At 55.3% G+C, this 23,112-nt stretch carries 34 protein-coding genes; 33 read left to right on the top strand and 1 reads right to left on the bottom strand.

Annotated elements, in window-relative coordinates; genetic code table 11:
- Positions 1 to 58: 58 nt before the first annotated feature.
- The 33 genes from rpsG (at position 59) to bfr (ending at position 20,029) form a co-directional block, all read left to right on the top strand.
- Positions 59 to 529, top strand: coding sequence for a 30S ribosomal protein S7 (gene rpsG, locus ACA072_RS26115; protein ID WP_002555493.1), 471 nt, complete (start codon positions 59 to 61; stop codon positions 527 to 529).
- Between the two features lie 30 nt (positions 530 to 559).
- A complete protein-coding gene (gene fusA / locus ACA072_RS26110; protein ID WP_438662389.1) occupies positions 560 to 2,665 on the top strand; it encodes an elongation factor G in 2,106 nt (701 codons plus the stop codon).
- A gap of 31 nt (positions 2,666 to 2,696) precedes the next feature.
- Positions 2,697 to 3,890 (top strand): elongation factor Tu, encoded by a 1,194-nt coding sequence (tuf, locus tag ACA072_RS26105; protein WP_007896660.1) that lies wholly within the window; start codon positions 2,697 to 2,699, stop codon positions 3,888 to 3,890.
- A 156-nt stretch (positions 3,891 to 4,046) separates the two neighbouring features.
- Entirely contained in the window at positions 4,047 to 4,358 is a 312-nt protein-coding gene (gene rpsJ / locus ACA072_RS26100) for a 30S ribosomal protein S10 (protein ID WP_003186070.1), read from the top strand.
- An 80-nt stretch (positions 4,359 to 4,438) separates the two neighbouring features.
- Positions 4,439 to 5,074, top strand: coding sequence for a 50S ribosomal protein L3 (gene rplC, locus ACA072_RS26095; protein WP_003186059.1), 636 nt, complete (start codon positions 4,439 to 4,441; stop codon positions 5,072 to 5,074).
- A gap of 12 nt (positions 5,075 to 5,086) precedes the next feature.
- The gene (gene rplD / locus ACA072_RS26090) at positions 5,087 to 5,689 is read left to right on the top strand and encodes a 50S ribosomal protein L4 (protein ID WP_007896707.1); all 603 of its coding nucleotides are present in this window, start codon (positions 5,087 to 5,089) and stop codon (positions 5,687 to 5,689) included.
- On the top strand, positions 5,686 to 5,985 hold the full coding sequence (gene rplW, locus ACA072_RS26085; protein ID WP_002555488.1) for a 50S ribosomal protein L23: 300 nt from the start codon (positions 5,686 to 5,688) through the stop codon (positions 5,983 to 5,985). Before rplD ends, rplW begins: the two co-directional genes overlap by 4 nt.
- Positions 5,986 to 5,999: 14 nt before the next feature.
- Entirely contained in the window at positions 6,000 to 6,824 is an 825-nt protein-coding gene (gene rplB, locus ACA072_RS26080) for a 50S ribosomal protein L2 (RefSeq protein ID WP_003176423.1), read from the top strand.
- Between the two features lie 16 nt (positions 6,825 to 6,840).
- Positions 6,841 to 7,116, top strand: coding sequence for a 30S ribosomal protein S19 (gene rpsS / locus ACA072_RS26075; RefSeq protein WP_002555486.1), 276 nt, complete (start codon positions 6,841 to 6,843; stop codon positions 7,114 to 7,116).
- Positions 7,117 to 7,129: 13 nt separating this feature from the next.
- Positions 7,130 to 7,462, top strand: coding sequence for a 50S ribosomal protein L22 (gene rplV / locus ACA072_RS26070; protein ID WP_003103908.1), 333 nt, complete (start codon positions 7,130 to 7,132; stop codon positions 7,460 to 7,462).
- A gap of 13 nt (positions 7,463 to 7,475) precedes the next feature.
- Positions 7,476 to 8,162 carry a 30S ribosomal protein S3 gene (rpsC, locus tag ACA072_RS26065; RefSeq protein WP_003176422.1) on the top strand — a complete coding sequence of 229 codons (687 nt, stop codon included), beginning with the start codon at positions 7,476 to 7,478 and terminating at the stop codon, positions 8,160 to 8,162.
- 12 nt (positions 8,163 to 8,174) lie between these two features.
- Positions 8,175 to 8,588, top strand: coding sequence for a 50S ribosomal protein L16 (gene rplP / locus ACA072_RS26060; RefSeq protein WP_007896757.1), 414 nt, complete (start codon positions 8,175 to 8,177; stop codon positions 8,586 to 8,588).
- The gene (gene rpmC, locus ACA072_RS26055) at positions 8,588 to 8,779 is read left to right on the top strand and encodes a 50S ribosomal protein L29 (protein WP_002555481.1); all 192 of its coding nucleotides are present in this window, start codon (positions 8,588 to 8,590) and stop codon (positions 8,777 to 8,779) included. Before rplP ends, rpmC begins: the two co-directional genes overlap by 1 nt.
- Before the next feature lie 2 nt (positions 8,780 to 8,781).
- Positions 8,782 to 9,048 carry a 30S ribosomal protein S17 gene (gene rpsQ, locus ACA072_RS26050; RefSeq protein WP_003176419.1) on the top strand — a complete coding sequence of 89 codons (267 nt, stop codon included), beginning with the start codon at positions 8,782 to 8,784 and terminating at the stop codon, positions 9,046 to 9,048.
- A gap of 23 nt (positions 9,049 to 9,071) precedes the next feature.
- Positions 9,072 to 9,440 carry a 50S ribosomal protein L14 gene (rplN, locus tag ACA072_RS26045; protein ID WP_002555479.1) on the top strand — a complete coding sequence of 123 codons (369 nt, stop codon included), beginning with the start codon at positions 9,072 to 9,074 and terminating at the stop codon, positions 9,438 to 9,440.
- Between the two features lie 11 nt (positions 9,441 to 9,451).
- Entirely contained in the window at positions 9,452 to 9,766 is a 315-nt protein-coding gene (gene rplX, locus ACA072_RS26040) for a 50S ribosomal protein L24 (RefSeq protein ID WP_003176416.1), read from the top strand.
- A gap of 22 nt (positions 9,767 to 9,788) precedes the next feature.
- The gene (rplE, locus tag ACA072_RS26035; RefSeq protein ID WP_003176415.1) at positions 9,789 to 10,328 is read left to right on the top strand and encodes a 50S ribosomal protein L5; all 540 of its coding nucleotides are present in this window, start codon (positions 9,789 to 9,791) and stop codon (positions 10,326 to 10,328) included.
- 13 nt (positions 10,329 to 10,341) lie between these two features.
- Positions 10,342 to 10,647, top strand: coding sequence for a 30S ribosomal protein S14 (gene rpsN / locus ACA072_RS26030; protein ID WP_003176414.1), 306 nt, complete (start codon positions 10,342 to 10,344; stop codon positions 10,645 to 10,647).
- Positions 10,648 to 10,856: 209 nt separating this feature from the next.
- Positions 10,857 to 11,249: a 30S ribosomal protein S8 gene (gene rpsH / locus ACA072_RS26025; RefSeq protein ID WP_003186040.1), complete on the top strand. Its 393-nt coding sequence runs from the start codon at positions 10,857 to 10,859 to the stop codon at positions 11,247 to 11,249.
- Between the two features lie 12 nt (positions 11,250 to 11,261).
- Complete coding sequence (gene rplF, locus ACA072_RS26020) at positions 11,262 to 11,795, top strand: 50S ribosomal protein L6 (RefSeq protein ID WP_003176412.1); 534 nt, start codon at positions 11,262 to 11,264, stop codon at positions 11,793 to 11,795.
- 10 nt (positions 11,796 to 11,805) lie between these two features.
- Positions 11,806 to 12,156 carry a 50S ribosomal protein L18 gene (gene rplR, locus ACA072_RS26015; RefSeq protein WP_003186037.1) on the top strand — a complete coding sequence of 117 codons (351 nt, stop codon included), beginning with the start codon at positions 11,806 to 11,808 and terminating at the stop codon, positions 12,154 to 12,156.
- A 3-nt stretch (positions 12,157 to 12,159) separates the two neighbouring features.
- Positions 12,160 to 12,660: a 30S ribosomal protein S5 gene (rpsE, locus tag ACA072_RS26010; RefSeq protein WP_007943782.1), complete on the top strand. Its 501-nt coding sequence runs from the start codon at positions 12,160 to 12,162 to the stop codon at positions 12,658 to 12,660.
- A gap of 2 nt (positions 12,661 to 12,662) precedes the next feature.
- Positions 12,663 to 12,839, top strand: a complete 177-nt coding sequence (rpmD, locus tag ACA072_RS26005) for a 50S ribosomal protein L30 (RefSeq protein ID WP_003186033.1) — start codon at positions 12,663 to 12,665, stop codon at positions 12,837 to 12,839.
- 3 nt (positions 12,840 to 12,842) lie between these two features.
- Complete coding sequence (gene rplO, locus ACA072_RS26000; protein WP_007896782.1) at positions 12,843 to 13,280, top strand: 50S ribosomal protein L15; 438 nt, start codon at positions 12,843 to 12,845, stop codon at positions 13,278 to 13,280.
- The gene (gene secY, locus ACA072_RS25995) at positions 13,281 to 14,609 is read left to right on the top strand and encodes a preprotein translocase subunit SecY (RefSeq protein WP_007896784.1); all 1,329 of its coding nucleotides are present in this window, start codon (positions 13,281 to 13,283) and stop codon (positions 14,607 to 14,609) included.
- Between the two features lie 27 nt (positions 14,610 to 14,636).
- Positions 14,637 to 14,753, top strand: coding sequence for a 50S ribosomal protein L36 (gene rpmJ / locus ACA072_RS25990; RefSeq protein ID WP_002555468.1), 117 nt, complete (start codon positions 14,637 to 14,639; stop codon positions 14,751 to 14,753).
- A gap of 130 nt (positions 14,754 to 14,883) precedes the next feature.
- Positions 14,884 to 15,240, top strand: coding sequence for a 30S ribosomal protein S13 (gene rpsM, locus ACA072_RS25985; RefSeq protein WP_003186020.1), 357 nt, complete (start codon positions 14,884 to 14,886; stop codon positions 15,238 to 15,240).
- A gap of 30 nt (positions 15,241 to 15,270) precedes the next feature.
- Positions 15,271 to 15,660, top strand: a complete 390-nt coding sequence (rpsK, locus tag ACA072_RS25980; protein ID WP_002555466.1) for a 30S ribosomal protein S11 — start codon at positions 15,271 to 15,273, stop codon at positions 15,658 to 15,660.
- A gap of 18 nt (positions 15,661 to 15,678) precedes the next feature.
- Positions 15,679 to 16,299: a 30S ribosomal protein S4 gene (gene rpsD / locus ACA072_RS25975; protein WP_003210056.1), complete on the top strand. Its 621-nt coding sequence runs from the start codon at positions 15,679 to 15,681 to the stop codon at positions 16,297 to 16,299.
- A 22-nt stretch (positions 16,300 to 16,321) separates the two neighbouring features.
- Complete coding sequence (locus ACA072_RS25970; protein ID WP_003186012.1) at positions 16,322 to 17,323, top strand: DNA-directed RNA polymerase subunit alpha; 1,002 nt, start codon at positions 16,322 to 16,324, stop codon at positions 17,321 to 17,323.
- A gap of 42 nt (positions 17,324 to 17,365) precedes the next feature.
- Complete coding sequence (gene rplQ, locus ACA072_RS25965) at positions 17,366 to 17,752, top strand: 50S ribosomal protein L17 (RefSeq protein WP_008145500.1); 387 nt, start codon at positions 17,366 to 17,368, stop codon at positions 17,750 to 17,752.
- A 208-nt stretch (positions 17,753 to 17,960) separates the two neighbouring features.
- On the top strand, positions 17,961 to 19,415 hold the full coding sequence (locus ACA072_RS25960) for a catalase (protein ID WP_497621485.1): 1,455 nt from the start codon (positions 17,961 to 17,963) through the stop codon (positions 19,413 to 19,415).
- Between the two features lie 149 nt (positions 19,416 to 19,564).
- Positions 19,565 to 20,029, top strand: coding sequence for a bacterioferritin (bfr, locus tag ACA072_RS25955; RefSeq protein WP_131062041.1), 465 nt, complete (start codon positions 19,565 to 19,567; stop codon positions 20,027 to 20,029).
- Positions 20,030 to 20,094: 65 nt separating this feature from the next.
- Here the strand turns inward: bfr and uvrA are convergent, their stop codons facing one another.
- A complete protein-coding gene (gene uvrA, locus ACA072_RS25950; RefSeq protein WP_461955946.1) occupies positions 20,095 to 22,929 on the bottom strand; it encodes an excinuclease ABC subunit UvrA in 2,835 nt (944 codons plus the stop codon).
- Positions 22,930 to 23,112 lie beyond the last annotated feature (183 nt).

Raw genomic sequence — 23,112 nt, 5'->3', positions numbered from 1 at the left:
GGCGTCCCGAAAGGGCACCGATTCCGAGCGAACCTGAAGACCGTTTGAGGGCTTATCCATGCCAAGAAGACGCGTAGCAGCCAAGCGCGAAGTGCTTGACGATCCAAAATACGGCAGCCAGATCCTGGCCAAGTTCATGAACCACGTGATGGAAAGCGGCAAGAAAGCCGTTGCCGAGCGTATCGTTTATGGCGCGCTGGAAAAGGTTAAAGAACGCAAGAACAGCGATCCCCTGGAAATCTTCGAGAAAGCTCTCGACGCCATCGCTCCGCTGGTCGAAGTAAAGTCGCGCCGTGTAGGCGGTGCTACTTACCAGGTTCCGGTCGAAGTTCGTCCGTCCCGTCGTAACGCTCTGGCAATGCGCTGGTTGGTAGACTTCGCCCGTAAGCGCGGCGAGAAGTCTATGGCTCTGCGTTTGGCTGGCGAACTGTTGGACGCCGCTGAAGGTAAAGGTGCTGCAGTTAAGAAGCGTGAAGACGTGCACCGTATGGCTGAAGCCAACAAGGCTTTCTCGCACTACCGCTTCTAATTTTAGCGTCACTAATTTTGCGAGGGCTTTATGGCTCGTACAACACCGATTAACCGCTACCGTAACATTGGTATCGTTGCTCACGTGGATGCTGGTAAAACCACCACCACCGAGCGCGTCCTTTTTTACACTGGCAAAAGTCACAAAATGGGCGAGGTGCATGACGGCGCCGCGACCACAGACTGGATGGTTCAGGAGCAGGAGCGTGGTATTACCATTACTTCTGCTGCCATTACCGCCTTCTGGCAGGGTTCCGAGAAGCAGCACAAGGACCAATACCGCTTCAACGTCATCGACACCCCGGGCCACGTTGACTTCACTATTGAAGTTGAACGTTCCCTGCGTGTTCTCGACGGCGCGGTCGTTGTGTTCTGCGGCACCTCGGGTGTTGAGCCTCAGTCGGAAACCGTATGGCGTCAAGCCAACAAATACGGCGTTCCACGTCTTGTTTACGTAAACAAGATGGACCGTGCTGGTGCGAACTTCCTGCGCGTGATCGGTCAGATCAAGCAGCGTCTGGGTCACACCCCGGTTCCAATCCAGTTGGCTATCGGTTCCGAAGACAACTTCCAGGGTCAGATCGACCTGATGTCCATGGAAGCTGTTTACTGGAACGACGCTGACAAAGGCATGGTTCCAGTTCGCAAGCCTATCCCTGCTGAACTGCAGGAATTGGCTGACGAGTGGCGCGGCAACATGGTTGAGGCTGCGGCCGAAGCCAGCGAAGAGCTGATGAACAAGTACCTCGAAGGTGAAGAACTCACCAACGCGGAAATCAAGGCCGCTCTGCGTCAGCGTACTATCGCTGGTGAGATCGTTCTGGCTGTTTGCGGTTCTTCCTTCAAGAACAAGGGTGTTCCCCTGGTTCTCGACGCCGTTATCGATTACCTGCCTGCGCCTGTTGATATTCCTGCCATCAAGGGTACTGACCCGGATGACGAGACTATCGATCTGGAGCGTCATGCAGACGACAACGAACCGTTCTCCGCTCTGGCTTTCAAAATTGCCACCGACCCATTCGTGGGTACCTTGACCTTTGTTCGAGTTTACTCGGGCGTGTTGGCCTCCGGCGACGGCGTGATCAACTCGGTTAAAGGCAAGAAAGAGCGCGTGGGTCGTATGGTGCAAATGCACGCAAACGCCCGTGAAGAAATCAAGGAAGTACGCGCTGGTGACATCGCGGCCTTGATCGGCATGAAGGACGTCACCACAGGTGAAACTTTGTGCAACGCTGACAAGCCAATCATCCTGGTTCGCATGGACTTCCCGGAGCCGGTTATCTCGGTTGCCGTAGAGCCTAAGACCAAGGATGACCAGGAAAAAATGGGTATCGCTCTGGGCAAACTTGCTCAGGAAGACCCGTCTTTCCGCGTCAAGACTGATGAAGAGACTGGTCAAACGATCATCTCCGGCATGGGCGAGTTGCACTTGGACATCCTGGTTGACCGGATGCGCCGCGAGTTCAACGTCGAAGCCAACATCGGTAAGCCTCAAGTTTCGTACCGTGAGCGCATCACGAAGAGTTGCGAAATCGAAGGCAAGTTCGTTCGTCAGTCCGGCGGTCGTGGCCAGTTCGGTCATTGCTGGATTCGTTTTGCTCCTGCTGACGAAGGTCAGGAAGGTCTGCAATTCCTGAACGAAGTAGTGGGTGGTGTGGTTCCTAAGGAATACATCCCGGCTATCCAGAAGGGTATCGAAGAGCAGATGAAGAACGGCGTTGTTGCCGGCTATCCGCTGATCGGCCTGAAGGCTACCGTGTTTGATGGTTCCTACCATGACGTCGACTCCAACGAGATGGCGTTTAAGGTGGCTGCTTCCATGGCGACCAAGCAACTGGCCCAGAAGGGCGGTGGTGAGTTGCTCGAGCCGATCATGGCGGTAGAGGTTGTTACACCTGAAGACTATATGGGTGACGTGATGGGCGACCTTAACCGTCGTCGCGGCATGATCCTGGGTATGGAAGACACGGTCTCCGGCAAAGTAATTCGTGCCGAAGTTCCGCTGGGCGAGATGTTCGGTTATGCAACTGACGTCCGTTCCATGTCCCAAGGTCGCGCAAGCTACTCTATGGAATTCAAAAAATACAATACGGCTCCGTCGCACATCGTCGAAACCGTTACCAAAAAACAAGGCTGATTCAGCCCCTTTAGGCTAGGAGTTAATTGTCGTGGCTAAAGAAAAATTTGACCGTACCCTCCCGCACGTCAACGTTGGCACCATCGGTCACGTCGACCACGGTAAAACCACGCTGACCGCTGCTCTGACTCGCGTCTGCTCCGAAGTTTTCGGTTCGGCCGTTGTTGCTTTCGACAAGATCGACAGCGCTCCGGAAGAAAAGGCTCGTGGTATCACCATCAACACTGCGCACGTTGAATACAACTCGCTGATCCGTCACTACGCTCACGTTGACTGCCCAGGTCACGCTGACTATGTGAAGAACATGATCACCGGTGCTGCTCAGATGGACGGCGCTATCCTGGTTTGCTCGGCCGCTGATGGTCCGATGCCACAAACCCGTGAGCACATCCTGCTGTCCCGTCAGGTTGGCGTTCCGTACATCGTTGTCTTCCTGAACAAGGCTGACATGGTTGACGACGCTGAGCTGCTGGAACTGGTTGAGATGGAAGTGCGCGATCTGCTGAGCACTTACGACTTCCCAGGCGACGACACCCCGATCATCATCGGTTCCGCTCTGATGGCTCTGAACGGCCAAGACGACAACGAAATGGGCACCACTGCCGTTCGTAAACTGGTTGAGACTCTGGACAGCTACATCCCAGATCCAGTCCGTGTTATCGACAAGCCGTTCCTGATGCCAATCGAAGACGTATTCTCGATCTCCGGTCGCGGTACTGTTGTAACTGGTCGTATCGAGCGCGGTATCGTCAAGGTTCAGGATCCACTGGAAATCGTTGGTCTGCGTGACACTACCGTCACCACCTGCACCGGTGTTGAAATGTTCCGTAAGCTGCTCGACGAAGGTCGTGCTGGCGAGAACTGCGGCGTTCTGCTGCGTGGTACCAAGCGTGACGACGTTGAGCGTGGCCAGGTTCTGGTTAAGCCGGGTTCGGTTAAGCCGCACACCAAGTTCGAAGCTGAAGTCTACGTTCTGAGCAAAGAAGAAGGCGGTCGTCACACTCCGTTCTTCAAAGGCTACCGTCCACAGTTCTACTTCCGTACTACTGACGTGACTGGTAACTGCGAACTGCCGGAAGGCGTTGAAATGGTAATGCCGGGCGACAACATCAAAATGGTTGTCACCCTGATCAAGACCATCGCAATGGAAGACGGTCTGCGTTTCGCTATCCGTGAAGGCGGTCGTACCGTCGGCGCTGGCGTCGTAGCCAAAATCATCGAGTAAGCTCTTTTTGAGTAAGCTTTGATGAATTGAAAAAGCCCCCGCTTAGCGGGGGCTTTTTTATTGGGTTGACACCTATATGGGGCGTCTATAGAATTGCGCCTCCTTTTAACGGGCGTATTGCGCTCGGTGGGAATAGCAGCCGGAGTCTGAAATCCAATGCAAAATCAGCAAATCCGTATCAGGTTGAAGGCTTTTGACCATCGCCTGATCGACCAATCCACCCAGGAAATCGTGGAAACCGCGAAACGTACTGGTGCTCAAGTGCGTGGTCCAATTCCACTGCCTACCCGTAAAGAGCGGTTCACCGTTCTGGTCTCCCCGCACGTCAACAAAGACGCGCGTGACCAGTACGAGATCCGTACTCATAAGCGCGTTCTGGACATCGTCCAGCCAACGGATAAAACCGTTGATGCTCTTATGAAGCTTGATCTTGCGGCCGGTGTGGAAGTACAGATCAGCCTCGGCTAAGACTCGGTCTTAGTCGTGTAACGCTCTGAAATGGGCGGCCATAGCGGGTGAAAGCCCCGTACACTCATGAGGTTTACAACATGACTATTGGTGTAGTCGGTCGTAAATGCGGTATGACCCGTATTTTCACCGAAGAAGGTGTCTCCATTCCGGTCACGGTCATTGAGATCGAGCCGAATCGCGTCACCCAGTTCAAAACTGAAGAGACCGATGGCTATCGTGCAGTGCAAGTCACTGTAGGCGAGCGTCGTGCTTCGCGTGTTACAGCTGCTCAAGCTGGCCACTTCGCTAAAGCGAACGTTGCCGCTGGTCGTACCGTAATGGAATTCCGTCTTGAAGAAGGCGAGTACCAGGCCGGCGATCTGATCAACGCTGAAATCTTCGCCGCTGGTCAACTGGTTGATGTAACCGGTCAGTCCAAGGGTAAAGGCTTCCAGGGTACGATCAAGCGTTGGAACTTCCGCGGGCAAGATAATACCCACGGTAACTCCGTGTCCCACCGCGTTCCAGGCTCTATCGGCCAGTGCCAGACTCCTGGTCGTGTATTCAAGGGCAAAAAAATGTCCGGTCATATGGGCGCTGAGCGCGTGACCGTGCAGTCCCTCGAAGTAGTGCGCGTGGACGCTGAACGCAATCTGTTGTTGGTCAAGGGCGCTGTTCCTGGCGCTACTGGCGGCAACTTGGTTGTACGTCCAGCAGCCAAGGCTCGCGGTTAAGGGGAAGCTGACATGCAATTAAATGTAAATGACGCTCAAGCGATCGAAGTTTCCGAACTGACATTTGGCGGCGAATTCAACGAGACGCTGGTTCACCAAGCAGTCGTGGCCTACATGGCCGGCGGCCGTCAAGGTAGCAAGCAGCAAAAGACCCGTTCCGACGTTCGTGGTGGCGGTAAGCGCCCATGGCGTCAGAAAGGTACTGGCCGTGCTCGTGCCGGTACTATCCGTAGCCCAATCTGGCGTGGCGGCGGTACCACTTTCGCAGCTCGTCCTCAGGATCACACCCAGAAGCTGAACAAGAAGATGTATCGCGCAGCAATGCGTTCCATCCTTGCTGAGCTGGTGCGTACTGATCGTCTGGTTGTGGTTCAGGACTTCGCTGTTGATGCACCGAAGACCAAAGATCTGCTGAACAAACTGACCGGCATGGGCCTGACTGACGTCTTGATCGTGTCTGAAGTAGTTGATCAGAACCTGTACCTGGCTGCTCGTAACCTGCCACACGTTGATGTACGTGACGTGCAAGGTTCCGATCCAGTTAGTCTGATCGCATACGACAAGGTGTTGATCACCGTGTCGGCCGTGAAGAAATTCGAGGAGCTGCTGGGATGAACCAGGAACGCGTATTTAAAGTTCTGCTTGGCCCGCACGTTTCCGAGAAGGCTACGGTTCTGGCTGACAAGAAAGGCCAGTTCGTTTTCAAGGTTGCAACTGACGCAACCAAGCTGGAAATCAAGAAGGCCGTCGAAAGCCTGTTCAGCGTGAAAGTAGAGCGTGTTACTACCCTGAATGTTCTGGGTAAGAGCAAGCGCACTGCTCGCGGTCTGGGCAAGCGTAATGACTGGAAGAAGGCAGTTATCTCCCTTCAACCAGGCCAAGATCTCGATTTCAGCAGCAGTGCTGAGTAAGGAAGGGGTGCATCATGGCAATCGTTAAATGCAAACCGACTTCCCCTGGCCGCCGTTTTGTGGTCAAGGTGGTCAACCAGGAGCTGCATAAAGGCGCTCCTCACGCACCGCTGCTCGAGAAAAAATCGAAGACTGGTGGTCGTAACAACAATGGTCGCATTACCACTCGTCACATCGGTGGTGGCCATAAGCAGCATTATCGTCTGGTCGATTTCCGTCGCAATGACAAAGATGGCATCTCTGCCACTGTCGAGCGTATCGAATACGATCCAAACCGTACTGCTCACATCGCTCTGCTGCTGTACGCAGATGGCGAGCGTCGCTACATCATCGCCCCTAAAGGCGTGAGTGCTGGTGACCAGCTGATCGCAGGTGCCTTGGCGCCGATCAAGCCGGGCAACGCTCTGCAACTGCGTAACATTCCAGTTGGTAGCACCGTACACGGCATCGAATTGAAGCCAGGTAAAGGCGCGCAGATCGCTCGTTCCGCTGGTGCTTCGGCTCAGCTGATCGCTCGTGAAGGTGTCTACGTGACCCTGCGTCTGCGTTCTGGTGAGATGCGTAAAGTGCTGGCTGAATGCCGCGCGACCTTGGGCGAAGTCTCGAACTCCGAGCACAGCCTGCGTTCGCTGGGTAAAGCTGGTGCCAAACGCTGGCGTGGCGTTCGCCCAACCGTTCGTGGTGTTGCCATGAACCCGGTTGACCACCCACATGGTGGTGGTGAAGGTCGTACCTCTGGTGGTCGTCATCCGGTATCGCCATGGGGCTTCCCGACTAAGGGCGCGAAGACTCGTGGTAATAAGCGTACCGACAAAATGATCGTCCGTCGTCGCAAGTAAATAGAGGGATACGACAGTGCCACGTTCTCTGAAAAAAGGTCCTTTTATTGATCTTCACCTACTGAAGAAGATCGAAGTGGCGGCGGAAAAGAACGATCGCAAACCAGTTAAAACCTGGTCGCGTCGTTCGATGATCCTGCCACAAATGGTCGGTCTGACCATCGCAGTTCATAACGGTCGTCAACATGTTCCAGTTCTCGTGAACGAAGACATGGTCGGCCACAAACTAGGCGAGTTTGCCGGTACCCGCACATATCGTGGGCACGTGGCAGACAAGAAAGCCAAGCGTTAAGGGGTAAGGAACGATGGAAGTAGCCGCTAAGTTGTCGGGCGCTCGAATCTCCGCCCAGAAAGCCCGCTTGGTCGCCGACCAGATCCGCGGGAAGAAGGTGGGCGAAGCGCTCAACCTGTTGGCTTTCAGCAGTAAGAAAGCCGCCGAGATCATGAAGAAAGTGCTGGAGTCGGCCGTAGCCAACGCCGAGCATAACGAAGGCGCAGACGTTGATGACCTCAAAGTCAGCACCGTTTTCGTCAACGAAGGGCGTTCGCTGAAGCGAATCATGCCACGTGCCAAAGGCCGTGCTGATCGCATCGTCAAGCGGTCTTGCCATATCACTGTCAAGGTTGCTGACAAGTAACGGAGTCGAAGAGATGGGTCAGAAAGTACATCCCATTGGCATTCGCCTGGGAATCGTCAAGGAACACACCTCCGTCTGGTACGCAGACGGTCGGACTTATGCGGACTATTTGTTCGCTGATCTGAAGGTGCGTGAGTATCTCCAAGACAAACTAAAAAGCGCGTCCGTAAGCCGTATCGATATCCATCGTCCGGCTCAAACTGCACGTATCACCATCCACACCGCTCGTCCAGGTATCGTTATCGGGAAGAAAGGTGAAGATGTTGAGAAACTGCGTCAGGACCTGACCAAACAAATGGGTGTGCCTGTGCACATCAATATCGAAGAAATCCGCAAGCCGGAACTCGACGGTATGTTGGTTGCGCAGAGCGTAGCTCAGCAGCTGGAGCGTCGCGTAATGTTCCGTCGCGCTATGAAGCGCGCTGTACAGAACGCCATGCGCATTGGTGCCAAAGGCATCAAAATCCAAGTGAGCGGTCGTCTCGGCGGTGCTGAAATCGCACGTACTGAATGGTATCGCGAAGGTCGTGTGCCACTGCACACCCTGCGTGCCGACATCGACTATGCCAACTACGAAGCTCACACCACTTACGGTGTGATCGGTGTAAAGGTTTGGATCTTCAAAGGCGAAGTAATTGGTGGTCGCCAAGAAGAACTGAAACCACAAGCACCAGCGCCTCGTAAAAAAGCTGCTAAGTAAGGGGTACGCCAAATGTTGCAACCAAAGCGTACGAAGTTCCGCAAGCAGATGACAGGCCACAACCGTGGTCTGGCTCAGCGCGGTAGCAAAGTCAGCTTCGGCGAGTTCGCGCTGAAGTCTGTAGCTCGTGGTCGTCTCACCGCTCGTCAGATCGAGTCAGCGCGTCGTGCTCTGACCCGTCACGTTAAACGTGGCGGCAAGATCTGGATCCGTGTATTCCCGGACAAGCCTATTTCCAAAAAGCCTCTCGAAGTTCGGATGGGTAAAGGTAAGGGTAGTGTGGAGTACTGGGTTGCCCAGATTCAGCCAGGCAAAGTCCTGTATGAAATCGAGGGTGTTTCTGAAGAGCTGGCGCGTGAGGCTTTTGCCCTGGCTGCTGCAAAGCTGCCGCTCGCCACCGCCTTTGTTAAACGGACGGTGATGTGATGAAAGCGAATGAACTTCGTGAAAAATCCGCACAGCAGCTGAACGAGCAACTGCTCGGCTTGCTGCGCGACCAGTTCAATCTGCGTATGCAGAAAGCAACTGGCCAGTTGGGGCAGTCTCATCTGCTCTCGCAAGTTAAGCGTGACATCGCTCGCGTGAAGACTGTGCTCAACCAGCAGGCAGGTAAGTAATCATGGCTGAAGCCGAAAAAACTGTCCGTACGCTGACTGGCCGTGTTGTCAGCGACAAGATGGACAAAACCATCACCGTTCTGATCGAGCGTCGCGTTAAGCACCCGATCTACGGTAAATACGTTAAGCGTTCGACTAAGCTGCACGCGCACGACGAAACCAATCAGTGCCACATCGGCGACAAAGTCACTATTCGTGAAACTCGTCCTTTGGCCAAGACCAAGTCTTGGGCGCTGGTTGATGTTCTCGAACGCGCTGTGGAAGTCTAAGGACTAGGGGTCGGAGAAATTATATGATTCAGACTCAATCCATGCTCGATGTGGCCGATAACAGCGGCGCTCGCCGTGTTATGTGCATCAAGGTGCTGGGTGGCTCCCATCGTCGTTACGCTGGTATCGGTGACATCATCAAAGTTACCGTGAAGGAAGCAATTCCTCGCGGTAAAGTGAAAAAAGGCCAAGTGATGACTGCTGTTGTAGTCCGCACTCGTCACGGCGTACGTCGTGCTGATGGCTCCATTATCCGCTTTGATGGCAACGCTGCTGTTCTTCTGAACAACAAGCAAGAGCCGATCGGCACCCGTATCTTTGGGCCAGTGACCCGTGAACTTCGTACTGAGAAGTTCATGAAGATCGTCTCGCTCGCCCCAGAAGTGCTGTAAGGAGATCCGACATGCAAAAGATTCGTCGTGACGACGAGATCATCGTGATCGCCGGCAAAGACAAAGGTAAGCGCGGTAAGGTGCTTAAGGTTCTCGCTAATAACCGTCTGGTTATTGGCGGTCTGAACCTGGTTAAGCGTCATACCAAGCCTAACCCGATGTCGGGCGTACAAGGCGGTATCGTCGAAAAAGAAGCTCCACTGGACGCTTCTAACGTAGCCATTTTCAACGGCGAAACCAACAAGGCTGATCGCGTTGGTTTCAAAGTAGAAGACGGCAAGAAAATTCGTGTCTTCAAGTCGACCCAAAAAGCGGTTGATGCTTGAACACTGCTAGGTAGATGAGACCATGGCACGACTAAAAGAGATTTACTGGAAAGAAATCGCACCGAAGCTTAAGGAAGAACTTAAGCTTTCGAACGTGATGGAAGTTCCACGCGTTACAAAAATCACCCTGAACATGGGTCTGGGCGAAGCGGTCGGTGACAAGAAAGTCATCGAGCACGCTGTTGCCGACCTGGAAAAGATCACCGGTCAGAAAGTCGTTGTGACTTACGCTCGGAAATCCATCGCTGGCTTTAAAGTCCGTGAAGGTTGGCCGATCGGCGTCAAAGTGACTCTGCGCCGTGAGCGTATGTACGAATTCCTGGATCGTCTGCTGTCGATCTCCCTGCCTCGGGTTCGCGACTTCCGCGGCCTGAATGCCAAGTCCTTCGATGGTCGTGGTAATTACAGCATGGGCGTTAAAGAGCAGATCATCTTCCCGGAAATCGACTACGACAAGATCGATGCTCTCCGCGGTCTGGACATTACCCTGACCACCACTGCCAAGAACGATGATGAAGGTCGCGCTCTGCTGCGTGCTTTCAAATTCCCGTTCCGCAACTGATTGGAGTAGGAAAATGGCCAAGATGAGCATGAAAAACCGCGAGCTGAAGCGTCAGCTCACGGTTGCCAAGTACGCCAAAAAGCGTGCAGCACTGAAAGCAATCATCGTTGATCTGAACGCAAGTCCAGAAGCGCGTTGGGAAGCTACAGTAGCTCTGCAGAAGCAGCCACGTGACGCAAGCGCTTCGCGCATGCGTAACCGCTGCCGCCTGACCGGTCGTCCACACGGCGTTTACCGCAAGTTCGGCCTCGGCCGTAACAAACTGCGTGAAGCTGCAATGCGTGGTGACGTACCTGGTCTGGTTAAAGCCAGCTGGTAAGCACTATCAAAGTCTCGACGGTCGGAATCGCAAGATCCTGACCGCCGGTGACCTTGAACTTGAATCAAGCCCCTTTTGGGGCTTGATTCATTTGTGGGGTGTGTCTAGAATACCCGGCTCGCCTGAGCCCGTGCTTTTTTCGCATGGATGTCCTCGGCGACAAGTAGTAGCCGCAAGGCTAATTTTTTTGTATTAGGAGCGTCTAGCCCATGAGTATGCAGGACCCGTTAGCGGACATGCTAACTCGAATCCGTAATGCCCAGATGGCTGAAAAGTCCGTCGTAAGCATGCCATCTTCTACTTTGAAGGTAGCTGTTGCCAAAGTCCTGAAGGACGAAGGTTACATTGCGGGTTATCAGATCAGCAGCGAAATCAAACCACTGCTGTCCATCGAGCTGAAGTACTTCGAAGGCCGTCCGGTCATCGAAGAAGTGAAGCGCGTTAGCCGTCCAGGCCTGCGTCAGTACAAGTCCGTCGATGATCTGCCAAAAGTTCGTGGCGGTCTCGGTGTGTCTATCGTCTCCACCAACAAAGGTGTGATGACGGATCGTGCTGCGCGCGCTGCCGGTGTCGGCGGCGAAGTTCTTTGCACTGTGTTCTAAGGGGGGATAAGCATGTCACGCGTCGCTAAGAACCCCGTTAAGCTGCCAGCCGGTGTCGAAGTAAAATTCGCAGGCCAACAGCTTTCGGTGAAGGGTGCCAAGGGCACTCTCGAACTGAACATCCATTCGTCCGTTGAGATCGTTGAAGAAGCTGGTGAGCTGCGTTTCGCTGCTCGCAATGGCGATCAACAAACTCGCGCAATGGCTGGTACCACTCGTGCGTTGGTAAACAACATGGTCCAAGGCGTAAGCCAAGGCTTCGAGCGTAAGCTCCAGCTGGTCGGTGTTGGTTACAAAGCGCAAGCAAAAGGCACAGTGCTGAACCTGGCTCTTGGCTTCTCGCACCCAGTGGATTATGAACTGCCGGAAGGCATCACCGCTGAGACTCCTAGCCAGACCGATATCCTGATCAAGGGCATCGATAAGCAGCTGGTAGGTCAAGTGGCCGCCGAGATCCGCGACTTCCGTCCACCAGAGCCGTACAAAGGCAAAGGTGTGCGCTACGCGGACGAAGTCGTCCGTCGTAAAGAAGCCAAGAAGAAGTAGGGCATAGCAAATGACCGACAAAAAAGTTACTCGACTGCGTCGCGCTCGCAAAGCACGCCTGAAAATGCACGAACTCGAAGTCGTGCGTCTCTGCGTGTTCCGCTCGTCGCAGCACATCTACGCCCAGGTCATTTCGGCCGACGGCAACAAAGTCCTGGCATCTGCCTCGACTTTGGATAAAGAACTGCGTGATGGCGCCACTGGCAACATCGACGCGGCCACTAAGGTTGGCCAGCTGGTCGCTACGCGTGCTAAAGCCGCTGGCGTCTCGCAGGTGGCTTTCGACCGCTCTGGCTTCAAGTACCATGGCCGCGTCAAGGCGCTGGCTGATGCTGCTCGTGAAGCTGGGCTGGAGTTCTAAGTTATGTCAAATAACGACCAAAAGCGCGACGAAGGCTACATTGAGAAGCTGGTTCAAGTTAACCGCGTAGCCAAAACCGTTAAAGGCGGCCGTATCTTCACTTTCACCGCGTTGACCGTGGTTGGTGATGGTAAAGGGCGTGTTGGCTTCGGCCGTGGCAAGTCACGTGAAGTGCCTGCTGCGATCCAGAAGGCAATGGAAGCTGCTCGTCGCAACATGATCCAAGTTGATCTGAACGGCACCACTCTGCAGTACGCAATGAAGTCCGGTCACGGCGCTTCGAAGGTGTACATGCAGCCTGCTTCTGAAGGTACCGGTATCATCGCTGGCGGCGCTATGCGTGCTGTCCTCGAAGTTGCTGGCGTTCAGAACGTTCTGGCCAAGTGCTACGGCTCGACTAACCCGGTAAACGTGGTTCACGCCACTTTCAAAGGTTTGAAAGCTATGCAGTCTCCTGAATCCATTGCCGCCAAGCGTGGCAAAAGCGTCAAGGAGATCTTCTGATCATGGCTACCGTTAAAGTTACGCTGATCAAAAGCATGACCGGCCGCATCCCTAACCACAAACTGTGCGTTAAGGGTCTGGGTCTGCGTCGCATCGGTCACACTGTAGAAGTACTTGATACTCCCGAGAATCGCGGGATGATCAACAAGGCTTACTACATGCTGCGTGTCGAGGGTTAATCGATGAAACTCAATGATCTGAGTCCAGCGCCGGGTTCCCGTCGCGAAAAGCATCGTCCGGGCCGTGGTATCGGTAGTGGTTTGGGCAAGACCGGTGGCCGTGGCCACAAAGGTCAGTCCTCCCGCTCCGGTGGCACCATTGCTCCAGGCTTTGAAGGCGGTCAACAGCCGCTGCATCGTCGCCTGCCGAAGTTCGGTTTCGTTTCCCTGAAAGCCATGGATCGCGCAGAAGTGCGTCTGTCCGAGCTGGCTAAAGTGGAAGGCGACATCGTCACCGTGCAGTCCCTGAAAGATGCCAACGTGATCAACGTCAACGTTCAGCGTGTGAAAATCATGCTGTCCGGCGAAGTTACTCGCGCTGTTACCATCGGAAAGGGAATCGGCGCCACCAAAGGTGCGCGTGCGGCTATCGAAGCAGCTGGCGGCAAGTTCGAGGAATAAATGGCTAAGCAAGGTGCTCTCTCTGCGCTCGGCAAAGGCGGTATGTCTGAACTCTGGGCTCGTCTGCGTTTTCTGTTCCTGGCGATTATCGTCTACCGAATAGGCGCACACATCCCGGTTCCAGGTATCAACCCGGACCGACTCGCGGACCTGTTTCGACAGAATGAGGGGACCATTCTTAGCTTGTTCAACATGTTTTCCGGCGGTGCGCTGGAGCGGATGAGCATCTTTGCACTGGGGATCATGCCGTACATCTCGGCATCGATCATCATGCAACTGATGACAGCCGTCAGCCCGCAGCTGGAACAGTTGAAGAAGGAAGGTGAAGCTGGGCGTCGCAAGATTGCTCAGTACACCCGCTACGGCACTGTCGTCCTCGCTCTTGTTCAGGCAATTGGCATGTCCATTGGTCTGGCAGGGCAGGGCGTTGCGTTCACTGGTGACTTTGGCTTCCATTTCGTCGCGGTATCCACGTTTGTGGCTGGTGCGATGTTCATGATGTGGCTGGGTGAGCAGATTACTGAGCGTGGTGTTGGCAACGGTATCTCGATGTTGATTTTCGCAGGTATCGTCGCCGGTCTTCCGAGAGCGATCGGGCAGTCTTTCGAGTCTGCGCGTCAGGGTGATATCAACATTTTCGCCCTGGTTGCCATCGGTTTGCTGGCAGTAGCGATTATCGGTTTCGTGGTGTTCATTGAGCGTGGTCAGCGTCGTATTGCTGTTCATTACGCCAAGCGTCAGCAGGGCCGTAAGGTCTTTGCTGCGCAGACTAGCCACTTGCCGTTGAAGGTGAACATGGCCGGTGTTATTCCGGCCATTTTCGCGAGCAGCATTTTGCTGTTCCCGGCTTCGTTGGGTACCTGGTTTGGTCAGTCTGAAGGTATGGGCTGGCTGCAGGACATCTCGCAGTCGATCGCTCCTGGTCAGCCGTTGAATATTCTGCTGTTTAGTGCAGGGATTATTTTCTTCTGCTTCTTCTATACGGCGTTGATGTTCAATCCGAAAGACGTAGCGGAAAACCTGAAGAAGTCCGGTGCCTTTATTCCGGGCATCCGTCCAGGTGAGCAGTCTGCGCGCTACATTGATGGCGTTCTGACTCGTTTGACCCTGTTCGGTGCTCTATATATGACGGCCGTATGCCTGTTGCCCCAGTTCCTGGTGGTTGCAGCAAACGTTCCGTTCTACCTTGGCGGGACCTCGTTGCTGATCGTCGTCGTGGTTGTGATGGACTTCATGTCCCAAGTACAATCGCACCTCGTTTCGCACCAGTACGAATCCCTGATGAAGAAAGCCAACCTGAAGGGTTACGGCAGCGGCATGTTGCGCTGAGTACCCATAAGGTTCGAGGAGTTGGTGATGAAAGTTCGTGCATCGGTGAAAAAGCTGTGCCGTAACTGCAAGATTATTCGCCGCGAAGGTGTTGTTCGAGTAATTTGCAGCGCGGAACCGCGTCACAAACAGCGCCAAGGCTGAGTGTGATTGTGCTTCAAGCCCGGTAGCTAGTGCGCTACCGGGTTGATTATTTGTTATTACAGCGATATTATCTCGCGCCCTATTTCTTGGCTTCCGGGGCGTAGGTAGCTGTCAATTGGAGTCCCACTGAATGGCCCGTATTGCAGGCGTTAACATTCCAGATAACAAGCATACTGTTATCTCGCTGACCTACATCTATGGTGTTGGTCGCACTACTGCACAGAAGATCTGTGCAGTGACTGGGGTAAACCCAGCCGCAAAGATCAAGGATCTGAGCGACGAGCAGATTGAACAGCTGCGTGGCGAAGTGGCGAAGTTCACCACTGAAGGTGACCTGCGTCGCGAAATCAACATGAAAATCAAGCGTTTGATGGACCTCGGTTGCTATCGCGGTCTGCGTCATCGTCGTGGTCTTCCAGTGCGCGGTCAGCGTACCAAGACTAACGCGCGTACCCGTAAAGGTCCGCGTAAGCCGATCCGCAAGTAATCGCCCCAGCGAATCGACAGGAAATTAATCATGGCTAAACCTGCTGCTCGTCCTCGTAAAAAAGTTAAAAAGACAGTGGTTGATGGCATTGCCCACATCCATGCATCTTTTAACAACACAATCGTGACCATCACCGACCGTCAAGGCAACGCTCTTTCCTGGGCTACCTCTGGTGGTTCGGGTTTCCGCGGTTCCCGCAAGTCCACCCCGTTTGCTGCTCAAGTAGCTGCTGAACGTGCTGGTCAAGCTGCGCTGGAATACGGTCTGAAAAACCTCGACGTTAACGTCAAAGGTCCAGGCCCAGGTCGTGAATCTGCAGTCCGCGCTTTGAACGGCTGTGGCTACAAGATCGCCAGCATCACCGACGTGACGCCAATCCCGCACAACGGGTGCCGTCCGCCGAAGAAGCGCCGCGTGTAATCCAGGAGATTGTAAAGAATGGCTCGTTACATTGGTCCAAAATGCAAACTCGCTCGTCGCGAAGGCACCGATCTCTTTCTGAAGAGCGGCGTGCGCGCGATCGAATCGAAGTGCAACATCGAAGCAGCACCTGGTATCCACGGCCAACGCCGCGGTCGCCAGTCCGATTACGGCACCCAACTGCGTGAAAAGCAGAAGGTCCGTCGTATCTACGGCGTTCTCGAGCGTCAATTCAGCGGCTACTACAAAGAAGCTGCTGGCAAGAAAGGTGCAACCGGTGAAAACCTGCTGCAACTGCTCGAATGCCGTCTGGACAACGTTGTATACCGTATGGGTTTTGGCTCTACTCGTGCCGAATCCCGTCAGCTGGTATCGCACAAATCCGTCAGCGTTAACGGTCAGACCGTAAACGTACCGTCCTACCAGGTTCGTGCTGGTGACGTGGTCGCGATTCGCGAGAAAGCAAAGAACCAACTTCGCATTGTCCAAGCTCTCGATCTGTGTGCCCAACGTGGCCGCGTAGAATGGGTAGAAGTAGACACTGAGAAGAAGTCGGGCGTTTTCAAGAACGTTCCTGCTCGCAGTGATCTGTCCGCCGACATCAACGAAAGCCTGATTGTCGAGCTCTACTCCAAGTAAGGGCTAGAAAATAGGTGCATCCATGCAGATTTCGGTAAATGAGTTCCTGACACCCCGCCATATTGATGTGCAGGTTGTCAGTCCAACCCGCGCCAAGATCACTCTCGAGCCTCTCGAGCGTGGTTTCGGCCACACCCTGGGCAACGCGCTGCGACGCATCCTGTTGTCCTCAATGCCCGGCTGTGCAGTAGTCGAGGCCGAGATTGACGGTGTGCTCCATGAGTACAGCGCCATCGAAGGCGTACAGGAAGACGTAATTGAAATCCTGTTGAACCTTAAAGGTCTGGCTATCAAGCTGCACGGTCGTGACGAAGTTACGCTGACCTTGTCGAAGAAGGGTTCGGGGGTGGTTACCGCTGCCGATATTCAGCTGGATCATGATGTCGAGATCGTTAACCCCGATCACGTAATCGCTAACCTGGCGTCTAACGGCGCCCTGAACATGAAGCTCACCGTAGCTCGTGGTCGTGGTTATGAACCGGCAGACTCGCGTCAGAGCGATGAAGACGAAAGTCGCAGCATCGGTCGCTTGCAGCTTGACTCTTCGTTCAGCCCGGTTCGCCGTATCGCATACGTGGTGGAAAACGCCCGTGTCGAGCAGCGTACTAACCTGGACAAGCTGGTTATTGATCTGGAAACCAACGGTACCCTGGATCCTGAAGAGGCTATCCGCCGTGCTGCAACCATTCTGCAACAGCAGTTGGCTGCGTTCGTCGACCTCAAAGGTGACAGTGAGCCAGTGGTTGTTGAGCAGGAAGACGAGATCGATCCGATCCTGCTTCGCCCGGTTGACGATCTGGAACTGACTGTACGTTCGGCTAACTGCCTTAAGGCGGAAAACATCTACTACATCGGTGACCTGATTCAGCGTACCGAAGTAGAGCTGTTGAAGACTCCGAACCTTGGCAAGAAATCCTTGACTGAAATCAAGGACGTTCTGGCCTCCCGCGGTCTGTCCCTCGGCATGCGCCTCGACAACTGGCCGCCTGCAAGTCTTAAGAAGGACGACAAGGCGACTGCCTGATCGTCGTAATCACCGAACGTTGTGTTTGGTAAGGAATGAACCATGCGTCATCGTAAAAGTGGTCGTCACCTGAGCCGCACTAGCTCGCACCGCAAGGCCATGTTTCAAAACATGGCAGTGTCGCTGTTCGAGCACGAGCTGATCAAAACTACACTGCCGAAAGCTAAAGAACTGCGTCGCGTTGCTGAGCCGCTGATCACTTTGGCCAAGACAGACAGCCTGGCTAACCGCCGTCTGGCTTTCGACCGTACTCGTTCGAAAGCTATCGTTGGTAAGCTCTTCAACGACCTGGGCAAGCGTTACGCTACCCGTGAGGGTGGCTACCTGCGCATCCTCAAGTGCGGTTTCCGCACTGGCGACAACGCGCCTATGGCGTACGTCGAGTTGGTTGATCGTCCTGCCGGTGGTGAAGCTGTATCCGCTGAGTAAGACGTCAGTCTGAAACGAAAAACCGGGCCTAGTGCCCGGTTTTTTGTGCGCGCTCGAAAAGCATCTCCGTTGATGCATAGTTAGAAACGTAATTAGTAATTTTCTATCGATAGACGCAAGTTAATGAATTTGTAGCTGTAACGTTCGTGATCAATACTCCCTCTCAGCCGATAGCCGGCAGTTAAAGACTGACAGAGGAAGAGATCGCATGAGCCAGAATAAAACGCTGACCACCGCCAGTGGCGCGCCTGTCGCCGACAACCAGAATTCCCGTTCCGCCGGCCCTCGTGGCCCGCTGCTGCTCGACGACTTCCACCTGATCGAGAAGCTTGCCCACTTCAACCGTGAGAACATCCCTGAGCGTCGTGTGCACGCCAAAGGCTCGGGTGCTTACGGCACGTTTACCGTGACTCGTGACATCACCGAGTACACCAGCGCCAAACTGTTTGAATCGGTCGGCAAGCAAACCCCGACGTTCCTGCGGTTTTCCACTGTTGGCGGCGAACGTGGTTCGGCCGATACCGAGCGCGATCCACGCGGCTTTGCCCTGAAGTTCTACACCGAAGAAGGTAACTGGGACATCGTCGGCAACAACACGCCGGTGTTTTTCATCCGTGATCCGCTGAAATTCCCGGACTTTATCCATACCCAGAAGCGTCTGCCGCAAAGCAATCTGAAGAGCGCGCAGATGATGTGGGACTTCTGGTCGCACTCGCCTGAGGCGCTGCACCAAGTCACCATTCTGTTCTCCGACCGCGGTATTCCTGACGGCTATCGTCACATGCACGGCTTCGGCAGCCACACCTACAGCCTGATCAGCGCCAGTGGCGAGCGGCACTGGGTGAAATGGCACTACAAGACCCAGCAAGGGATCAAGAACCTGGCGCCTGCAGATGCAGCACGTCTGGCCGGTACCGATCCGGATTACGCACAACGTGACCTGTTCGGGGCAATTGAGCGCGGTGACTTCCCGAAATGGCGTGTGTGCATCCAGATCATGACCGAGGCCCAGGCCGCAGCGCACTACGAGAACCCGTTCGACGTAACCAAAACCTGGTCGCAGAAAGAGTTTCCGCTGATCGAAGTGGGCGAGCTGGAGCTCAACCGCAATCCGCAGAACTACTTCGCTGAAGTCGAGCAGGCAGCGTTCGGTCCGAGCAACATGGTCCCGGGTGTTGGTCTTTCGCCGGATCGCATGCTCCAGGGGCGCGTGTTCGCTTACGCCGACGCTCACCGCTACCGCATTGGCACCAACCATCAACAACTGCCGGTGAACGCGCCTCGCAGCCCGGTGAACAGCTACCAGCGTGATGGTTCGATGGCGTTCGGCAGCAATGGTGGTGCGACACCTAACTATGAACCGAACAGCTATGTCGATTCGCCTAAACAAGCGCCGCGCTACGCTGAACCGCCTTTGGCATTGAGCGGCGTCGCTGATCGTTACGATCATCGCGAGGACACCGACTACTACAGTCACGCCGGTGCGCTGTTCCGACTCATGAGTGACGAGCAGAAAACGTTGTTGGTGAATAACATCTCCGGTGCGATGGCCGGTGTTTCCAGTGATGTGGTTGATCGCCAGTTGCAGCATTTCTTCAAGGCCGACCCGGCGTATGGAGAAGCAATCGCAAAGGCACTCAACGTACAGCTTAACGAAGTCTAAACGAGAAGCAGAACCGCCCTCATTTGGGCGGTTTTTGCGTTATTTAAACCACTTTTCTCAGAATATCTTCGCTTTTATCGCGTAAACGGAGTGACCAAACAGTCGCCTTGGTTCAAACTACAGACTTTCAAGCAGGGAGATGTAGGGCGATGCAAGGCCACCCAGACGTAATCGATTACCTCAACACGTTGCTGACCGGCGAACTGGCCGCGCGTGACCAATATTTCGTTCACTCGCGGATGTATGAGGACTGGGGATTCACCAAGCTCTACGAACGAATCAACCACGAGATGGAAGAAGAAGCCGGGCACGCCGATGCCCTGATGCGCCGTATCCTGATGCTGGAAGGCACGCCGCGCATGCGTCCGGACGATCTCGATGTCGGCACTACTGTGCCTGACATGCTCGCCGCCGACCTGCGCCTGGAATACAAAGTCCGCGCCGCACTCTGCAAGGGTATCCAGCTCTGCGAGCAGCACAAGGACTATGTCAGCCGCGAGATGCTGCGGGTTCAATTGCATGACACCGAAGAAGACCACACCTACTGGCTTGAAAAGCAGATGGGTCTGATCAAGTTGATCGGCCTCGAGAACTACCTGCAATCCCACGCCTGATTGCTCCCGAAACAAAAAAGCCCCTGTCACCGATAAAGTGACAGGGGCTTTTTCATGGACCCGAATCAGTCCCTGTCGCGAGCCAGTAGCGGCTTGAGGTAGAAGCCAGTGTGGGACTGCTTCATCTCGGACACTTCTTCCGGCGTACCGACGGCAATGATCTGTCCGCCCTTGGAGCCGCCTTCCGGCCCCAGGTCCACCAGCCAGTCGGCCGTCTTGATTACATCCAGGTTGTGCTCGATCACCACCACGGTGTTGCCGTGATCGCGCAGTCGATGCAGGACGTCGAGCAGTTGCTGAATATCCGCGAAGTGCAGGCCGGTGGTCGGCTCGTCGAGGATGTACAACGTCTTGCCGGTATCGCGCTTGGACAGCTCGCGGGACAGTTTCACCCGCTGGGCTTCACCCCCCGACAGCGTCGTCGCCGATTGCCCCAGCTTGATGTAGGACAGGCCCACATCCATCAACGTCTGAAGCTTGCGCGCCAGTGCCGGAACCGCGTCGAAGAACACCCGCGCTTCCTCGATGGTCATCTCGAGGGTTTCGTGAATGCTCTTGCCCTTGTACTTGATCTCAAGGGTTTCGCGGTTGTAGCGCTTGCTCTTGCAGACGTCGCACGGGACATAGATGTCTGGCAGGAAGTGCATTTCCACCTTGATCAGGCCATCGCCCTGGCACGCTTCGCAGCGTCCGCCCTTCACGTTGAAGGAGAAGCGGCCCGGGCCGTAACCACGAGAACGGGACTCCGGCACGCCGGCGAACAACTCACGAATCGGCGTGAACAGCCCGGTGTAGGTCGCCGGGTTTGAGCGCGGCGTACGACCGATCGGGCTCTGGTCGATATCGACGACCTTATCCAGATGCTCCAGGCCCTTGATGCTGTCGTGAGCGGCCGCCTCAAGCGTCGTTGCGCCGTTGAGTGCCGTAGCGCTCAAGGGAAACAGCGTGTTGTTGATCAGCGTCGACTTGCCCGAGCCGGACACACCGGTCACACACGTCAACAGGCCAATCGGAATGTCCAGGTCGACATTGCGCAGGTTGTTGCCGCGAGCGCCCTTGAGGGACAGCGACAATTTCTTGTTGCGCGGTGTGCGTTTCGCTGGAACCGCAATCTTCACCCGGCCCGACAGGTACTTGCCGGTCAACGAGTCAGGATGAGCCATGACCTCGGCCGGCGTACCTTCGGCGACGATATGCCCACCGTGGACACCCGCGCCCGGCCCGATATCCACCACGTAATCGGCCAGGCGAATGGCATCTTCGTCGTGCTCGACCACGATCACCGTGTTACCGATGTCGCGCAGGTGCTTGAGCGTACCGAGCAATCGGTCGTTGTCTCGCTGGTGCAGACCGATCGACGGTTCATCGAGGATGTACAGAACGCCCACCAGGCCGGCGCCAATCTGACTGGCCAAGCGAATCCGTTGAGCTTCACCGCCCGACAATGTGTCGGCACTGCGATCCAGCGATAGATAGTCGAGGCCCACGTTGACCAGGAACTGCAATCGTTCGCGAATTTCCTTGAGAATCTTGTCGGCAATTTCGCCGCGGCGCCCGGTGAGCTTCAGCACACCGAAATACTCACAAGCATCGCCAATTGGCAGATTGGTCACCGCCGGCAGTGTCTTCTCACCCACCCAAACGTGCCGCGCCTCACGACGCAAGCGCGTGCCACGGCAATCCGGGCAAGGCTGGGTGCTGAGGAATTTGGCCAGCTCTTCACGCACCGAAGCCGACTCGGTTTCGCGGTAGCGGCGTTCGAGGTTCGGCACGATGCCTTCGAACGGGTGCGAGCGTTTGACGATATCGCCGCGGTCGTTCAGGTATTTGAAGTCGACGTTCTGCGAGCCGCTGCCGTGCAGGATGTATTTCTGCTGATCGGCCGGCAGGTCGTTGAATGGCACTTCGAGGCTGAACTTGTAGTGTGAGGCCAGCGACCCGAGCATCTGGAAGTAATAGACGTTACGCCTGTCCCATCCGCGAATCGCGCCCTCGGCCAGCGTCAGCTCGCCGTTCACCAGACGCTTGATGTCAAAGAACTGCTTCACGCCCAGACCATCGCACGTCGGGCAAGCGCCGGCCGGGTTGTTGAAGGAGAACAGCTTGGGTTCCAGCTCGCTGATCGCATGGCCGCAGATCGGGCAGGCGAAGCGCGCGGAGAAGATGATTTCTTCGCCGGGTTCGTCGTCCATCGGTGCGACCAGGGCAATGCCGTCCGCCAGCTTCAGCGCGGTCTCGAACGACTCGGCCAGGCGCTGTTGCAGATCGGCGCGGACCTTGAAGCGGTCGACCACCACATCGATCGAGTGCTTCTTCTGTTTATCCAGCTTCGGCAACTCGTCCAGTTCGCAGAGCCGGCCATTGACCCGGGCCCGGACAAAACCCTGGGCGCGCAGTTCTTCGAAGACCGACAGGTGTTCGCCTTTGCGCTCGCGAATCACCGGGGCCAGCAGCATCAGTTTGCTGCCCTCTGGCTGGGCGAGGACCAGGTCGACCATCTGGCTGACGGTCTGCGCTTCCAGCGGAATGTCGTGATCCGGGCAGCGAGGAATACCAACGCGTGCATAAAGCAGGCGCAGGTAGTCGTAGATTTCGGTGATGGTGCCGACGGTCGAGCGCGGGTTATGCGAGGTCGACTTCTGTTCGATGGAAATGGCTGGCGACAAGCCTTCGATGGTGTCGACGTCAGGTTTTTCCATCATCGACAAAAACTGCCGGGCATAGGCCGACAGCGATTCGACGTAGCGGCGCTGGCCTTCGGCGTACAGCGTGTCGAACGCCAGGGACGATTTGCCGGATCCGGACAGGCCGGTGATGACGATCAGCTTGTCCCGTGGCAGGGTCAGGTCGATGTTCTTCAGGTTGTGGGTTCGGGCCCCACGAATCAGGATCTTGTCCAAAGTGGCCTCGCTTGGCGGGCGTCGAAAACGTAGGAGTATACGGCCAAATACTGGATGGATGCACACTATCAAACGAGCGGATTTGTGTCTTACATGAAGAGTCTGTCAGCGGAGCGCGTCAAAGCGTCGCGATATACCCCGTCAATCGATGGGACTGGTAGAATCGCCGCCGGTTCACATGAG

This window comes from Pseudomonas sp. LBUM1656, assembly GCF_059716065.1.
The sequence above is the reverse complement of the archived record's forward strand: the minus strand, read 5'-3'. Positions and strand labels throughout refer to the sequence as shown.

What these genes read in the sequence shown, in the direction of transcription:
- rplB (WP_003176423.1), top strand. Translation starts at nt 6,000, where the DNA reads ATGGCAATCGTTAAATGCAAACCGACTTCCCCTGGCCGCCGTTTTGTG.
- rplX (WP_003176416.1), top strand. Translation starts at nt 9,452, where the DNA reads ATGCAAAAGATTCGTCGTGACGACGAGATCATCGTGATCGCCGGCAAA.
- rpsN (WP_003176414.1), top strand. Translation starts at nt 10,342, where the DNA reads ATGGCCAAGATGAGCATGAAAAACCGCGAGCTGAAGCGTCAGCTCACG.
- fusA (WP_438662389.1), top strand. Translation starts at nt 560, where the DNA reads ATGGCTCGTACAACACCGATTAACCGCTACCGTAACATTGGTATCGTT.
- ACA072_RS25960 (WP_497621485.1), top strand. Translation starts at nt 17,961, where the DNA reads ATGAGCCAGAATAAAACGCTGACCACCGCCAGTGGCGCGCCTGTCGCC.
- rplV (WP_003103908.1), top strand. Translation starts at nt 7,130, where the DNA reads ATGGAAGTAGCCGCTAAGTTGTCGGGCGCTCGAATCTCCGCCCAGAAA.
- rplE (WP_003176415.1), top strand. Translation starts at nt 9,789, where the DNA reads ATGGCACGACTAAAAGAGATTTACTGGAAAGAAATCGCACCGAAGCTT.
- rplR (WP_003186037.1), top strand. Translation starts at nt 11,806, where the DNA reads ATGACCGACAAAAAAGTTACTCGACTGCGTCGCGCTCGCAAAGCACGC.
- rpmD (WP_003186033.1), top strand. Translation starts at nt 12,663, where the DNA reads ATGGCTACCGTTAAAGTTACGCTGATCAAAAGCATGACCGGCCGCATC.
- rpmJ (WP_002555468.1), top strand. Translation starts at nt 14,637, where the DNA reads ATGAAAGTTCGTGCATCGGTGAAAAAGCTGTGCCGTAACTGCAAGATT.
- rpsM (WP_003186020.1), top strand. Translation starts at nt 14,884, where the DNA reads ATGGCCCGTATTGCAGGCGTTAACATTCCAGATAACAAGCATACTGTT.
- rplO (WP_007896782.1), top strand. Translation starts at nt 12,843, where the DNA reads ATGAAACTCAATGATCTGAGTCCAGCGCCGGGTTCCCGTCGCGAAAAG.
- rpsJ (WP_003186070.1), top strand. Translation starts at nt 4,047, where the DNA reads ATGCAAAATCAGCAAATCCGTATCAGGTTGAAGGCTTTTGACCATCGC.
- rpsG (WP_002555493.1), top strand. Translation starts at nt 59, where the DNA reads ATGCCAAGAAGACGCGTAGCAGCCAAGCGCGAAGTGCTTGACGATCCA.
- bfr (WP_131062041.1), top strand. Translation starts at nt 19,565, where the DNA reads ATGCAAGGCCACCCAGACGTAATCGATTACCTCAACACGTTGCTGACC.
- rpsE (WP_007943782.1), top strand. Translation starts at nt 12,160, where the DNA reads ATGTCAAATAACGACCAAAAGCGCGACGAAGGCTACATTGAGAAGCTG.
- rpsK (WP_002555466.1), top strand. Translation starts at nt 15,271, where the DNA reads ATGGCTAAACCTGCTGCTCGTCCTCGTAAAAAAGTTAAAAAGACAGTG.
- ACA072_RS25970 (WP_003186012.1), top strand. Translation starts at nt 16,322, where the DNA reads ATGCAGATTTCGGTAAATGAGTTCCTGACACCCCGCCATATTGATGTG.
- rpmC (WP_002555481.1), top strand. Translation starts at nt 8,588, where the DNA reads ATGAAAGCGAATGAACTTCGTGAAAAATCCGCACAGCAGCTGAACGAG.
- secY (WP_007896784.1), top strand. Translation starts at nt 13,281, where the DNA reads ATGGCTAAGCAAGGTGCTCTCTCTGCGCTCGGCAAAGGCGGTATGTCT.
- rpsH (WP_003186040.1), top strand. Translation starts at nt 10,857, where the DNA reads ATGAGTATGCAGGACCCGTTAGCGGACATGCTAACTCGAATCCGTAAT.
- rplW (WP_002555488.1), top strand. Translation starts at nt 5,686, where the DNA reads ATGAACCAGGAACGCGTATTTAAAGTTCTGCTTGGCCCGCACGTTTCC.
- rplQ (WP_008145500.1), top strand. Translation starts at nt 17,366, where the DNA reads ATGCGTCATCGTAAAAGTGGTCGTCACCTGAGCCGCACTAGCTCGCAC.
- rplN (WP_002555479.1), top strand. Translation starts at nt 9,072, where the DNA reads ATGATTCAGACTCAATCCATGCTCGATGTGGCCGATAACAGCGGCGCT.
- rplD (WP_007896707.1), top strand. Translation starts at nt 5,087, where the DNA reads ATGCAATTAAATGTAAATGACGCTCAAGCGATCGAAGTTTCCGAACTG.
- rpsQ (WP_003176419.1), top strand. Translation starts at nt 8,782, where the DNA reads ATGGCTGAAGCCGAAAAAACTGTCCGTACGCTGACTGGCCGTGTTGTC.
- rplC (WP_003186059.1), top strand. Translation starts at nt 4,439, where the DNA reads ATGACTATTGGTGTAGTCGGTCGTAAATGCGGTATGACCCGTATTTTC.
- rplF (WP_003176412.1), top strand. Translation starts at nt 11,262, where the DNA reads ATGTCACGCGTCGCTAAGAACCCCGTTAAGCTGCCAGCCGGTGTCGAA.
- rpsD (WP_003210056.1), top strand. Translation starts at nt 15,679, where the DNA reads ATGGCTCGTTACATTGGTCCAAAATGCAAACTCGCTCGTCGCGAAGGC.
- rpsC (WP_003176422.1), top strand. Translation starts at nt 7,476, where the DNA reads ATGGGTCAGAAAGTACATCCCATTGGCATTCGCCTGGGAATCGTCAAG.
- rplP (WP_007896757.1), top strand. Translation starts at nt 8,175, where the DNA reads ATGTTGCAACCAAAGCGTACGAAGTTCCGCAAGCAGATGACAGGCCAC.